Below are 14,543 nucleotides of genomic sequence, written 5' to 3' on the forward strand. Positions count from 1 at the left end.
AGTCTCAATTCCCAAGCACAATTTATTGCTGAGGCGAATAAATCTGTTTCCATCTTGCTGGGGTAATTCCATAGGCTTTGGTGAAATGCCGAGTCATATGGCTTTGATCAAAAAAACCAGCAATGATGGCCGCCTGAGTCAGCGACTCTCCATACATCAGACATCTTTTCACGATATCCAGTCGACGCATGGTCATATAACGATGTGGACTGGTACCAAATAGCAATCGAAAGTCTCGAGAAAGACTCCATCGGTCACGTCCTATATTCTGTTCTAAATCATCCAAACTGATGTTCTGATCAAGTGAAGCATGGATAAACTCTCTGGCTTTTTCGGCCGCAATATAATCATAGCTTTGCCGAGTACTGAATGGTTGGCCAGCAACTTCATACAAAGTTGTCGCTAGATCATATAAGGCATCTTCCTCTTCTAACCGATCTAGTGGATCATGCATATTTTGTAATAAGGTATGGGTTACTCGATAAAGCCGCGGATCATCACTCAATCCTTGCTTAAAAAAAGGTAAAGGCTTGCCTTTCATGATCTTTTGAATCAATGCAGGCTCGACATACATCATCTTATAATGAAAACCATCTTGAGTCCCTGCACTACCATCATGCTTCTCATCTGGATGCAACACCATGGTCATGCCATGTTGACTATGTCGAAGCGCCCCACGATAGTGAAAACTTTGAACACCCGACAAAGTTCGTCCAATCGCAAAAGTATCATGTTGATGCGACTCATATGCATGATCGGAAAAGAAAGCCTCGATTCTCTCTAAGTGATCATGATCAGCAGCCCTTACCATCCAATCTGAACAATTTGATAATTTCGACACACCGATCTACCTATAAAATTTCAATTCGGCAGTCTCAGAATACCGCAATTTTACTTTGATCTATAAGTCATATTTTGATTATACTGCTGCCACATTTCTCCTACGACGTATCGCTGATATGAAGTCCAGTTTTCGTCAACATTTGCTTAAGTGGCGTGCCAGTCTTGGCGCGGTTACTTTGCTTTGTTTACTCTGGCATATCTTCTTACCAACGATGGTCCACACAGGCGTCGTACCTGCACTTTATGCAATGCCAAGCCATTGCCAAGTCACAGAAATTCAAAATGTATCGTTGATGTCACAAACACATTCAAGTCATCATCAACATGACATGCATCACGCACAGCAGTTGCAATCTTCTAAACATACTCAGCTGAGTGAGTATGCACATGAAGTTTATGCGCTTGCCAGCCAAATTATGAAACATTGTCCTTTATGTTCCCATGGCTTGGATGCGGTTGCTATTGTCCCACTGCTTGCATTTGTACTTATATTTCTACTGGCTTGGTTTAGTCGTGTACGCTGCCTCTGCTATTCATGGACAGAAGATCTGCACATTGCCCGTATCTTTTATATTTTCCCAACCAAACAAGCCCCGCCACTCGCTTTATAAATCGCAAATTTTACTTCGTGCCCAGTTACAACTGCGGCGCGTCCTTATGTATTGCTTTTTATAGAGTTCAAAATGAATACTCAATTCCGTTTGTCTGTATTAGCGGCTGCTTGCCTTTCTGTCAGCTATAACTCCGTTGCTTTTGCTGAAACTGTGCCGTCTGATACAACCAAAACCTTAGCCACCATCGTTGTAACCGCAAGTCGTGAAGGTGAATCGATTAATAATACCCCTGCTGCGATTAGTAAAATTAACAGCAAAGACATTGAAGATAAACATGCAACTTTTATTGGACAAATCATCAATCAAACACCGGGCGTGCTGATGAATGATTTGGGCAATGAACAGCATATGATGTCCATTCGCCAGCCCATCACTACAGCAGCTGTTTATCAATATTTAGAAGATGGTATTTCGATTCGTCCTGTGGGTGTGTTTAACCACAATGCTTTGTATGAAGTGAATTTGGCTGGTGTGGATAGCATTGAAATTTTACGTGGTCCTGCCAGTAGCTTATATGGAAGCAATGCAATTGGTGGAACCATTAATTTCCTGACCAAAGCACCTAGTACAACGCCTACCGTAGACCTTGGCATCAGCGCCAGTTCAGAAGGTTATCGCCGTTTGGACGTCGGTGCTTCCAATACTTTTGATAGTGAGTTTGGCGAACAAGGCTTAAGACTCTCTGCCTATGCCAGTGACCGTGGCGATAGCTGGCAAGATCACGCGGAAAGCAATAAACAAGGTCTGACATTAAGACATGATTGGCGTATTTCTGATGCAACCCAGATCAAAAACATTATCAGCTACAATCACCTTAAAGCGGATATGACGGGTAGTTTAAATCTAGAGGATTATAATAAACGCCCAGGATACAGCTATCAAACCTTTACCTATCGTGAAGTCGATGCCACACGGCTTTCTTCTCAAATTAGCCATCAATGGAATGATCAGCAACAAAGCCAAGTCACCTTGTATTACCGTGACAATACCACCGAACAAAACCCAAGCTATAACATCCGTACCGATGTTCAAAATGGCAAACCTACAGGCACCTATAGCGGACAAACCACATATAATGCTTTTCAATCTTATGGTCTCAATTTACAACATTCTATTAATCTAGATCAGGTGAAATTGATTGTGGGGGCGATGGCTGATCATTCTCCAAATCAAGCTAAAACCAATGACATAGAAGTCTTCCGTGATCCAAATACCTTGGTTTATACAGGTTATAAACAACGTCAACAACTGCGTGATTTTAATGTCGATGTAAATAATCAGGCCCTATACACACAAGCCAATTGGCAAGTGCGACCAAACTTAAATTTAGTTGGAGGCGCTAGATATGATTGGATCAGCTATGACTATGAGAATAAGTTAACGCCTTCAAAAACCACAGGGGCGCCGAATGAAAAACGTGACTTCCACAAGGCCAGTCCTCAAGTCGGTTTTGTCTGGAATATCACGCCTGCAATTGATCTTTATAGCAATTGGTCACAAGGTTTTGTCCCACCAGAAGTCAGCAGCTTATATGGTGCGAATCTGGTCACGCCAGACCTAAAAGAAGCAACATTTAATAATATCGATGCAGGTCTGCGCTTTAAATTATTTAATGAACGCTTAGACGGTGAAATCACTTTATATCGCTTAAAAGGTGAAGATGAAGTGATGAACTATACTAAACCTGATAACACCCGTGAACCTCGTAATGCAGGCAAAACCTTACATCAAGGTATTGAAATTGGGGGAACTTGGAAACTCTGCGATATTTATGATCAACGTATAAAACTATCTGGCAGCGTTGCAAAACATGAGTATAAGCAATTCCAACCTTCTAGTGTTTTAGATTACAGTGGCAATACCATGCCCAATGCACCTCAAACCTTTGGTACTGTTGAATATCAAATCAAGCCCATTTCAGAACTCCTACTCTCGGCTGAGGGTGTTTATGTGGGCTCATACTGGATCAACGATGCCAATACAGAAAAATATGATGGACATACCTTACTAAATTTGCGTGCCAACTATCGTAAAAATGCCTATGAGGTCTTTGGGCAGATCTTGAATGCGACAGATGTGCATTATGCAGAAAGTACCTCGTTTAGTAATAACCAAGTCAGTTATACACCAGCTGCTCCACGGACTTATTTATTAGGCTTACGCTATCATTTTGGAAAATAATCAATGAATGCCAAACAACTCAAAAAACTACTGTCATCGCACCGTAGTTTTGGGATGGTGCTCGGCATTCTGGTTTTATTTTGGGCCTTAACGGGTGTATTGCATCCCATTATGAGTGCAACACAACCCCAGCCTGTAAAACGAATGCCTCCATCACAACAATTTAATCTGGAACATGCCTTACCTGTTGCGTCTATTTTAAGACAGCAACAGATAGACCAATTTTCCGCATTACAAACCGTTGAACTACAACCCAACTTAGTGGCTTATCGGGTGCAACTGCCACATCAAGATATTGCTGAGTATTTTAATAGTCAAACAGGTCAAACCATTGAAAATGCAGAACAGCAAAATGCAAAACGTTTAGCAATCTGGTATACAGGATTATTAGAGCAACAAATCATTTCTGCCCAACTCATTACAGCATTTAGCGATGATTATCCGAGTGTAAATCGTTTACTCCCAGTCTGGCGTGTCAATTTTGATAATGGCCTAAGAGCATATGTTGATCCCTCACAAGCCAGACTTGCGACCCTATCGAATGACCAAAAGATGTGGATGGCAAAGATATTCCGTTTAGGTCATACCTGGACTTGGGGCGAGCAACCGTGGAGTGGACAAAAGCTGCTCATGCAAATTGCGCTGATCGGTATTTTTGTTCTCAGTGTTATGGGAATTGGATTATTTTTTAAAATTCAAAACCGCCATAATCATCGTCTAGGTCAAAAGCCAATTCGTTTTCTACACCGCTATCTCGGGATCTGTTTAAGTGTATTTATTTTACTTTGGATCATCAGTGGTTTTTATCATCTTTGGCAGAAGAAAGCTGATATTGAAAATGTTCAACCCGTCTTTTATACAGCCTCATTAAATCCTGCTGCATGGCAATATGTCATTCAACAACCTTTACAGCGTTTAGATTTGGTTCCTATTTCACTAAATCCAACTCAAACAGAGGCTGCTTGGATGATACAGCCACTTGGGCAAGTTGAGTTACAAGGCAGTATGACCGCAGTTAAAGAACATGATCATCACCAAAATAAGAAAACGACTGCACCAATGATTCAGTTCATTGATGCCAATCATGCTACAAAGCTGGATATTCTTGAACAAAGTAAACGATTGGCTGCAAGTTATTTAGCGTTGAAACCCGAACAAGTGCATCAGGCCTCATGGGTAACAAGTTTTGGTGGAGAATATGGTTTTATTCATAAGCGACTCCCAGTAATCAAAGTCGAAACCCATCTCAAGAATCAACTTAGATTGTATATTGAGCCTAGTAGTGGTGTTATTGCTGCGCAAATCACTCAACAAGACGCCTTAGAAGGTTTCAGTTTTGCTTATTTGCACAAATGGACATGGTTACCCCTTGATAAAACGCTGAGAGATATTTTGCTTGGAAGCATAGCGAGCTTCGTTGCACTCTTTGTTGTTCTCGGTTTTCTTGTACAAGTCAAAAAACGATTCTAAACCCATATTGATTCCTCCTTGCTTAGGGGGAATCAACTAAATTCATTCTTTGACTGCTTAAATATAAAATGAAGACATCACAAAACCGAGTAATACAGCTGTCTCGCTCAACTCTATCGCAGCACCCAACGTATCACCCGTAATCCCGCCAATACGTTTCATAAATACAGCGCGTAAATAGAAAACAATGATCAAAAAGATCAATAAAGCAACGAATCCAGAGAGTAAAAACACACAAAGCAATGCTAATGTAATGACAAATACAATCCATATTGCGGTTCGTGGTAAATTATCAATGAATGAACTTGCAAGCCCTTGCGTACGGACATAAGGTGTAGTGAGAAATAAAAATAGCGGTACATTTCGCCCAAGCATGGGCAATACAATTAAAAAGGCTGTCATTTGTTGTTCAAGCAAGACATATAAAGCCACAAATTTCAGCAAGCATACCGCGACTAAACTAAGCACCCCAATTGGACCACAAGCAGGATCTTTCATAATTTTCAGCGTACGTTCAGGATCACTAAATCCTCCGACCCATGCGTCAGCTGTATCTGCCAGACCATCTAAATGCAGTCCTCCTGTTAGCCAAATCCAGAGCACCAAAATCAAGCCAGCACTCAACATCATCGGAAGTTTCGCAAACATCATGGTCGCTATAAATAAAATCAGCCCAATCAATACGCCCACCACAGGATAAAACAGTAAGGCCTGACCGTTTTGCTTTGCAGTTGGTATGGCTTTTAGTTCAATTGGCAAAACCGTCAAAAATTGCAAGGCAATCCAAAAAGGCGTCATGCAAACTCTCAATCACATTAGATTTATCATGCTTGAATTATGAAGAAGTAAAATCGGGAATAGCAAGCCATTCCCGAATGAAAAGATTGAATATCTTAGATTATTGAATTTGATAGCATTGTTTAAGCTTTAAATAATCATAATAAAAACTATTATTGCTATATCGCGCGTAGTTACAACTTGACTTAAACAAGGTTTCTTTTTCGTTATAGAACATTTTCACCAAAGTCGTGCCTTGGGTATTTTGATAGATATCCCACTGTAAATTGGCTGCCATTGGTGACACCAGCTCACCTCGCCAAGCACTATTGCTGTAATTATAGGTTTGGCGCAAAGGTAAAGGCTGCATCATATTATGCAACTCTAAACTCGTCGCTAAAGGAATAATGATTTCTGCATGAGCAAAACGTAATACCGCACGATGCGATTGTTGCTTATCAACCATCGCATCAACCTGTTTAAATAGGTCCTGTTTCAAACCTTGCGCAATTGCACTGGTGACATTCTTCGATTCAGTAAAACTTGGTCCTTTGCTATAAAAATCGTTGACATCATTAAATTCAGCATAGAATTTTGCCGCATCTAAAGGCATATATTGATCAAAATCAATCCCTTTCAATTCAGTTTTCATTCCACCTGAAATCGAATACAACTCATAGACATAAGCAGCCGCATCTACAGCGCTGGCAATGCTATTTTTTCCCTTACCTTTTTCAGTGATACTTTCGCCATTTGGAGCAGTAACCGTATATGAACCCGTATTACTAAAGATATAACCTGTAGTTCCGAGTTTTTTAATAAATTCAGGCTTAAAAAGTGGGTTCAGTACACGCATTGCAATTTGTTCAGCCTGTGTATTCTTTGCAAGCTCATTCAGTTTTTTGATCAGTTCGGCATCATCTTCTTCAAACTTTTGATAAGCTTGACTCGCATCATAAATGGCTTGTTGAGATGCCGATAATGGTGTTGCTAAATCCTGCTCTTTATTCAAACTATGAAAATACAGTTTAAATCGATCAACCCCACCATCTTCAACCGTTGGCACACTGCTACTGGCTAAACTGGTGTATGACATTGGGGTAATGTTCGCTTTCAGTTGAGGCTGCTGTTGAATCAATTCTGCGGTAAAGAACTTGGCACTGTCTACTGCGCGATCGACGCCTGAACTTTGCACTAAAATTGATGCAGACTGAGTCGAAGCTGTTTTAAATAAATCTGGTAAACGCTGTAATAAACGATCTGCGATCCCACGATGTTCCTGAATCCCAGTCATAGTCTCATTGCCATAACCAAATTGACGAATTCCTTCCACGCTATAGCCCAGCAAGATATTGGCTTTCATCATGCTTTCTAAATCAGCACCAAGTTTTTCACCCAATGGTGTTAATGCATTTTCTGCTTTGGCTTGTTTCCATAGGTTATATAGTGCGAGATCATATTTGATACTGGATAAACCGCGTGAACCATGACGTGCAACCAACTCAGTAAATACAGGCTGGAAACCTTGCGGAATGGCTTCGTATTTCTTCAGGTCTTGTTGTGGTTGGTAGGGTGTTTTGGTTTGATAATATTTTGATTCGGTAATGGTTTCAGATGAGGTCTGATTCTGTTGTTGGTCATCATTATTACATGCTGCTAATAAAATACTTGCGCATAACACACTACTTTTCAATAATATATTCATGATTGATTTGATTATAGGTCAAGAAATTGACCTGTATCATAGGCAGTGCTAATGACAGTTCGATTACATCGATATGACGCTCATGAATACTGAAAAAATGAAACGATCTTTTATCATTTTCCATTCGCAGATTTTTCTACAAATTGAATCTCATCACAGTGATGAGTCAGTTCAAGTGAATATAATTTTCCAAGCTCAGCAGGCATTGTGAGCAAGTCATCCAAACTTCTCTGACGTGCGATGCATGTCAGCAATTTAATTACTCCACCATGCGTCACCACTAAGGCCTTATTCCAGTTTTGCCGCAGCATCTGCATATGTATCTGCTCAAAGCCGACTAGAACCCTTTGTTGAAATTCCAGTAAAGACTCTCCATTTGGTGCCTGAAACTGCGTCGGAAATTGCCAGAAATTTGCCAATAATTCAGGTTCTGTTTCATAAATGCTTCGGGTAGAAACCCCTTCCCAATCACCAAAATACATTTCCTTGATGTCAGCATTCAGCAGCACAGGTAATTCAAGTTGTTTGGCCAATTTGCGTGCAAAGGCTTGGCAGCGTTGCAATGGTGAACTAACGATCACATCCCATTTTACCTGGTTATCCAAATGCTGCTGAACAGTGCTTTGCATCTGCTGCCAACCTTGTTCAGTCAATGCATCATCAAGATGCCCACGTAATGTATGGCTGAGTGTGGTTTCACCATGGCGCAGTAAATCAAGGTGCAACTTTGTCACCCGTTACAGCGGCTTCTGCAAAAGTTGCCATTTGGTTATGCAACACACATGCAAGTTCGATCATCGACAATGCTGCACCTGCACCACTGCCTTCACCTAAACGTAAACTCATTTTTAAAATAGGCTGTGCATTTAACTCATTCAAAATACGGTGATGGCCATACTCTGCTGATTGGTGTCCAAACAACATCCATGCACGGCTCAGTGGTTGAATACGGACTGCACATAAAGCCGCCACTGAACTGATAAAGCCATCCACCACAATCGGTAAGCCAATTTGTGCACATCGTAAATAAGCCCCGGTCATTGCCGCAATCTCTAAACCGCCAACGGCTGCTAGAATGTTTAAGGCATCATTTTTAACTTTTGTATGATGAAGCTTTACCGCTTGATCAATCACCTTGATCTTATGCTGTCGCTGTTGATTGCTAATTCCTGTACCCACACCGGTTAGTTGTGCAGCATCTTCATTCAATAATAAACAAGCCAATGCTGAAGCAGAACAGGTATTCCCTATGCCCATTTCTCCTGCAATAAAAATATCAGCAGCTTGTGCATTGGCTTGATCAACACTGTCTTTACCCAGTTGTAAAGCCGCTAAGCACTCCTGTTCCGTCATTGCTGCCTGTTGAGCAAAATTGGCAGTACCGGCACGAATACAATGCCGTTCAACACCAGCATAATCATAGGCATCACCCACCGTGCCGCAATCAATAACTTGTAAATGCGCTTGATGGTGTTTGGCAATCACACTAATCGCTGCACCGCCTAAGGCAAAATTTTGTAGCATTTGGCGAGTGACTGCTTGGGGGTAAGCCGAAATATTTTCAGCAACCACACCGTGATCGCCAGCAAAAATGGTAATCCAAGGCCGCTGAATCTGCGGATGTACCGTGCCTTGTAAGCTTGCCAATTGAATTGCAATCTGTTCAAGCTCTCCCAAAGCGCCGGTTGGTTTGGTCAATTCGAGTTGTCGTTGTTCGGCTTGTTGCTTCGCAGCTAAATTAGGTTGTTGAACGGCGGCTAAAAACCATTGTTGTTCAGTCATGTTATTTCTCATCTTTTAGAATCATTGGAAAGCCTGCCACACAAAATACAACTTTCTGAGCAAGTTGACCTAAGGTCTGATGCAACCGCCCAGCTTCATCGACAAAACGGCGACTGATTTCCCCCATCGGCACGACCCCAAGCCCAGTCTCATTGCTGACTAGAATTATTCGGGATTGCAGCTGAGGTAATATATCGAATAGTTTTTGCATCTGTTGCTGCTGCAAATTTATGTCTTCAGCCAACAACAAATTGCTCAACCATAAAGTCAGGCAATCGACCAGAATCAGCTGATTGGGTTGATCGAGTTGCAAAATTTGCTCGGCAAGATAAATCGGTTCTTCACACACTTGCCAATGTTCTGGACGTTGCTGTCGATGATGCTCGATTCGCTGCTGCATTTCTTCATCTAATGCTTGCGCTGTCGCGATATACACAACTGCCAAACCAGAATCTTTGGCGATTTGTTCAGCCAAACGACTTTTCCCTGAGCGTGCGCCACCTAAAATCAGTTGCAACATATTTAACCTAATTCAATTTGCCGATAAGGATACAGTAATCCTTGTAAAATCTGTGCCTTATAATAGCCGAAAGTTAATTTCTTGACCTGAATCTTGAGGTTTTTTATCGGCAAGCGTTGTATTCGCTCTAACACCACATCACTCTGCCATGCTTGGCGATACAAACCTAAAGTAATATGCGGACAATACTCAAGTGCGGCTATTTCATTTGATACTGGAACGAGTTGCTGACGTATCTGAGCCAGCACGTGATCTTGGTCTTTAATCTGCAAAAATAGAGCACTGCTGAAACTATCGATCTGAGTAATTTCTAACTCAAAGGGTGCAAACTGCAATGCTTCAATTAATTCTATATGTTGCTGTAATTGTTGAATCTGAAAGTCATCATCGTATTGTTTTATAGTGGAAGTCAAAAAACCACAAACAAAAATCGTGATGTGAAATTGACGTTGTGGATTTGGGAGAAGCAGATCTGAAAACTGAGCTTGGATTTCATCCAAATATTCGATCAACTCAGGTTGATCAACGTCGATATACCACAAAGCATAGTTTGAACGCCCGAAATGCCATTCAGGATAATCACGTACTTCTGTTGCAATCAGTTCAGTTGCTGCTTGTAATAACACAACGTCTAAATCATTTTAAAGTTGTGTTATTCAAACATAAAGCAATTGAGAAGTTAAGGCTTCTTTACCACCAATTATAGAGACTTAAGCGGACTGAGGTTTTAACTCATCGAGTTGTGATAAGAACGCATCGTCATCGAGTTCAGCCTGAATCCCTTTATAAAGCTGATTTAATAATGCTTTCCTTTGACTCTCATTGATGTCCATATGTTCAATGTTGGTCTGAATATGTTTGACGATTTTAATTTCATCGACCTCAAGCATTTTCAGCGCATAAGCATAACCATAAATTGCACCTTGTATCAGCTTTTGATAAGGAAGCTGCTGCTGCACATGACATTCTAAACTGCCTAACACCCGCTCATTTAAATTGAGTTTTCTAAGCGGATCACGTGCCACACGTTCGCAAGGGTCTTTATAAGCCGATCGACATGAGTGTAGAAAACTTTCGGCCATTCGGTCCAATTCTTTGGCTTGATTAGGAATCAGATTTGCCAGACCTAATTTTACTTCGTCTACCACTCGTTCTGCATATTTCATGATGTTTGGATCAGCCATAGCAATACCGATGGTTTCATGTCCAAGCGCGCTGGCATACCAAGCCACCATGGCATGGCAACCATTCCATAACCGATTTTTGATAATTTGAATCTCAGAAATCTGATCGACTAAAATCATTTGTCGCATCTTATTGAGCAATGGACTGCGATTTTCAACGTAAATCGGCATATCTGTTTCACTATGGAACAAAATTAAATCCATATTCTGCAAGAATTGCCCTGTTTGAAATTGTCCGCGCATGTCTTCTAAACAGTGTGTGATCTGTTGTTCCTGCTTTTCAGTTAAGGCTGTCTCATCTGACAGCTCAATCGTTTCAGGATTTAACTCATTTTGGTACTGCTTAAACAAGTTATGTTTAATATTAAGCTGACGATATAAGGCTTGATCAGTGAGCTTGGAGACCATTCGATTGACCACGGTATCGCAAAAGTAATGTTCACTTAAAATATGCTCTGCAATATCTTCATCTGTTATTTCCAGCAAAGCTTCACGAATATGTTTTAGCACCAGATATTTGGCACAGACTTTATTTAAAATAATCAAAAAAGTGATCGGTTCATTATTCTCTGCGTCTGCTGACATAAACCGAGCGAGCAAGCCCTTGGCGATGGTTTTCGCCTCAGCCTGAATCGCCTGTTCAGGCAAACACAAGGCAATTAAGCTCGATTGCATATACATTTCCAGCATCTGCTGTTCATTATCTGCATCAATCGCGATTAGATTTTCAATTCGCTCATCATAAGAAGATTGCCCATACCGGATGCTGTAACGTCCAAAACTATTCACAGATTCCAAATAAAGACGATTTCGGGTCGATGCCAAAATACGTTTGGGTCGCGTATAACCATCCCAATGCGATAGGATTTGTGCAATGTAACCACCACCGATTGCACCAAAACCATGAATCCCCACCGTCAATTGATTCGAACTTTGTGGAAATAATTCTTGTAATTGTGGCATTCCCATTTCAGGAATATATTGATCCAAAGCATTCAGGCACTCATACATATCCTGATAATAGAAATTTGCTTTGGCAAGCATGCTGTCATTGGGTTCTTTTATATCTTTGAATAAAATCGTAATCCCGCCAGCGGCATGCGCTGAACAAATCCCATTTTCTGAATCCTCAAACATCAAGCACTGTTGAGGCTGCAAATTTAATTTTTGTGCGGCTTTTAAAAAGATTTCTGGATGGGGTTTACCCTTTTCAACTTCGTCCCCACAGACCAATAAGTCAAAAAATTTATAGACATTGGCATTTATTAAATATTCTTCGGCAATTGCCCGACGACTGGACGTCGCAACAGCCATTTTTAAGCCTGATTTTCTTAAGCGCTCTAAAACTTGAATCAAACCTTTTTTGATCGGTACCCCATTATTACGAACAGATTCTAATTCCACTGCATCCGCACGTTTACGAATTGCGGCATAAGGAACATCTGCACCGTAAAACTTTTGTGCCAGCTGTTCAGATGCTTTCGCACTCAACCCTAAACACTGCATCAAATATTCATCTGAAAACTCCTGTCCAATGAGCTCTTTTGATGCCTGTTTCAATGTTTGGAAGCGTAATCGCTCGGTATCAAACATTGTTCCGTCCATGTCAAAAAGTGCTCCTTGAACAGGATAATCATGAAAAATAAGCATCTTTACTCCTTTGATCTTGTTATGACGCTTTATAGGGTACTCAAAAAAGAGGCGAGAATCCGACTCGTTAATAAATGAAATAAATTTGATCAAAAAACCATCAATTATTGCTTTTTAAAGCTTATAGTTGACTAATTTTGTAAAGATTACTTGCATCACAACCAAAAAAATGAATGTTTTTTATCCATTATTTTCTACTTTATAGGATATAACCGCATAGTACATGTTCAATGAATAAGTTCCAAAACAAAGAAATGGAATATTTTTTGAATACTCAATATCCATATAAACGGTAGGATAAAACATGGATTGAAGCCGCATAAAGCGGCCTCGAAACTTAAGCGGATTGTTTATATTTTGCCTGAACCATGAGCATCACAATCACGCATAAGGACGGGATTGCAGCAATAACAAATAAATGGCTGATGAGCAAAGATTTTGCCAAATATCCCCCAAATAAGGGTCCTATTACAGAACCGAGACGGGCAATACCGATACTCCAACCCACCCCAGTTGTACGTAATGAAACGGGATAATAGCTTGCAGATAGCGCATTAATCGCAGGTTGTCCTCCAACTATGGCAAAACCCGCAATAAATACCACCATAAAGAGTAAGACAATATGACTGACCGAATAACCAATTAAGGCTACGCTAACAACGGCTACTATAAATACTGGAATTAAAACCTTATAAAAACCAATCTTGTCAATTTTTAGTCCCATCACGATAGTGCCAATTGTGCCACCCAATTGTAAGGTTGAGCCTATCATCAATGCCTGATTCAATGAGAGGCCCGCTTCTTTTGATAAGGTCGGCAACCAATTGGCAAGAAAATATAAGCTGATCATGTTTAAAATACTGATCACCCAGATCGAATAAGTAAAAAATGCACGCTTATTTTTAAATAATTCTAGTGGAGATTTTTTGATTTTAGGACCTGTACTTCCTATTATTTTCGTTGCTGGGCTGAGTGCTAAAGTTGGATAAAATTTTTTCAGCCAAAATACGATTGTTTTCTCATTGTTTTTATTTTCGCCTAAAAAATACAATGACTCTGGCAACTTAAACAGCATAATAAAGAAAATAATTAAAGGAATAATACCGCCAAAATAAAAGATTGCCTGCCATCCTCCTAAGGGCGTTAGTAAAGCAGATATACCGCCACCCAACATTGCGCCGACAGTATAACCACAGGAAATCACCATCATGGTCAAAATACGATATTTATGCGGCACAATTTCAGAACTATAAGCCATGGCATTGGGCATGATCCCACCTAAAAAAATACCCGTAACAAAGCGTATAGTAGCTAACTGTTCAATATTACTGACATGAGGCGTCGCTAACATCAATACCGAAAATACTAAAGTCGATATCAATAAGATTGGACGACGTCCTAAACGATCTGAAAGCGAACTTAAAACAAATGACCCGACAAACAATCCAAATAAACTGGCACTAAACACGACCCCTAACATGGTTTTTTCTACGCCCCATTCTCCTATAATCATCGGGGCCGCATACGCCATTGCCTGAATGTCATAGCCATCCATGATCATCAGTAATAAACAGGTAAACAGAATAAATTTTTGATAACGCCCTATCACTTGCTGGTCAATCAAATCATTTAATGCAACTTCTTTCATGGTGATCCCTTCTCCATGTTGCTCTACACATTATTCATAATTTAAAATTACTTAATTTGTAATCTATTTACGTTATATGTAAAAATATATAGAAACACTATTTTTATTTTGTTAATGTAAAATTTTTTATTTATAAAACAATATATTATTTATTTCTGACAAGACCATT

General features: G+C 40.3%; 12 protein-coding genes. 3 read left to right on the forward strand and 9 right to left on the reverse strand.

Annotated features, from left to right (window positions below):
- Positions 1-22: 22 nt before the first annotated feature.
- Positions 23-841: an AraC family transcriptional regulator gene (locus MMO42_RS01985; protein WP_241318980.1), complete on the reverse strand. Its 819-nt coding sequence runs from the start codon at positions 839-841 to the stop codon at positions 23-25.
- A 118-nt stretch (positions 842-959) separates the two neighbouring features.
- On the opposite strand from MMO42_RS01985, the gene MMO42_RS01990 reads away from it, so the two are divergent.
- From MMO42_RS01990 to MMO42_RS02000, 3 genes are all read left to right on the forward strand, one after another.
- A complete protein-coding gene (locus tag MMO42_RS01990; protein ID WP_241318982.1) occupies positions 960-1,454 on the forward strand; it encodes a hypothetical protein in 495 nt (164 codons plus the stop codon).
- Positions 1,455-1,526: 72 nt separating this feature from the next.
- Complete coding sequence (locus MMO42_RS01995) at positions 1,527-3,638, forward strand: TonB-dependent receptor (protein WP_241318983.1); 2,112 nt, start codon at positions 1,527-1,529, stop codon at positions 3,636-3,638.
- Between the two features lie 3 nt (positions 3,639-3,641).
- Complete coding sequence (locus MMO42_RS02000; RefSeq protein WP_241318984.1) at positions 3,642-5,108, forward strand: PepSY domain-containing protein; 1,467 nt, start codon at positions 3,642-3,644, stop codon at positions 5,106-5,108.
- 57 nt (positions 5,109-5,165) lie between these two features.
- Here MMO42_RS02000 and MMO42_RS02005 read toward each other — a convergent pair whose 3' ends face one another.
- The 8 genes from MMO42_RS02005 to MMO42_RS02040 form a co-directional block, all read right to left on the reverse strand.
- A complete protein-coding gene (locus tag MMO42_RS02005) occupies positions 5,166-5,906 on the reverse strand; it encodes an adenosylcobinamide-GDP ribazoletransferase (RefSeq protein WP_241318986.1) in 741 nt (246 codons plus the stop codon).
- Between the two features lie 100 nt (positions 5,907-6,006).
- Positions 6,007-7,590, reverse strand: coding sequence for a histidine-type phosphatase (locus MMO42_RS02010; protein WP_241318988.1), 1,584 nt, complete (start codon positions 7,588-7,590; stop codon positions 6,007-6,009).
- Between the two features lie 113 nt (positions 7,591-7,703).
- Positions 7,704-8,315, reverse strand: coding sequence for a histidine phosphatase family protein (locus MMO42_RS02015; RefSeq protein WP_241319574.1), 612 nt, complete (start codon positions 8,313-8,315; stop codon positions 7,704-7,706).
- Positions 8,305-9,372: a nicotinate-nucleotide--dimethylbenzimidazole phosphoribosyltransferase gene (cobT, locus tag MMO42_RS02020; protein WP_241318989.1), complete on the reverse strand. Its 1,068-nt coding sequence runs from the start codon at positions 9,370-9,372 to the stop codon at positions 8,305-8,307. Before cobT ends, MMO42_RS02015 begins: the two co-directional genes overlap by 11 nt.
- A 1-nt stretch (position 9,373) precedes the next feature.
- Complete coding sequence (gene cobU / locus MMO42_RS02025) at positions 9,374-9,892, reverse strand: bifunctional adenosylcobinamide kinase/adenosylcobinamide-phosphate guanylyltransferase (RefSeq protein WP_241318991.1); 519 nt, start codon at positions 9,890-9,892, stop codon at positions 9,374-9,376.
- Positions 9,893-9,894: 2 nt separating this feature from the next.
- Positions 9,895-10,518 (reverse strand): 2'-5' RNA ligase family protein, encoded by a 624-nt coding sequence (locus tag MMO42_RS02030; protein ID WP_241318992.1) that lies wholly within the window; start codon positions 10,516-10,518, stop codon positions 9,895-9,897.
- A gap of 84 nt (positions 10,519-10,602) precedes the next feature.
- Complete coding sequence (locus MMO42_RS02035) at positions 10,603-12,726, reverse strand: HAD family hydrolase (RefSeq protein ID WP_241318994.1); 2,124 nt, start codon at positions 12,724-12,726, stop codon at positions 10,603-10,605.
- Positions 12,727-13,063: 337 nt separating this feature from the next.
- Positions 13,064-14,374 carry an MFS transporter gene (locus MMO42_RS02040; protein ID WP_241318995.1) on the reverse strand — a complete coding sequence of 437 codons (1,311 nt, stop codon included), beginning with the start codon at positions 14,372-14,374 and terminating at the stop codon, positions 13,064-13,066.
- Between the last annotated feature and the right edge of the window lie 169 nt (positions 14,375-14,543).

Origin of the sequence: Acinetobacter sp. ANC 3882 (assembly GCF_022549545.1) — a bacterium.
Classification (GTDB): Bacteria; Pseudomonadota; Gammaproteobacteria; order Pseudomonadales; family Moraxellaceae; genus Acinetobacter.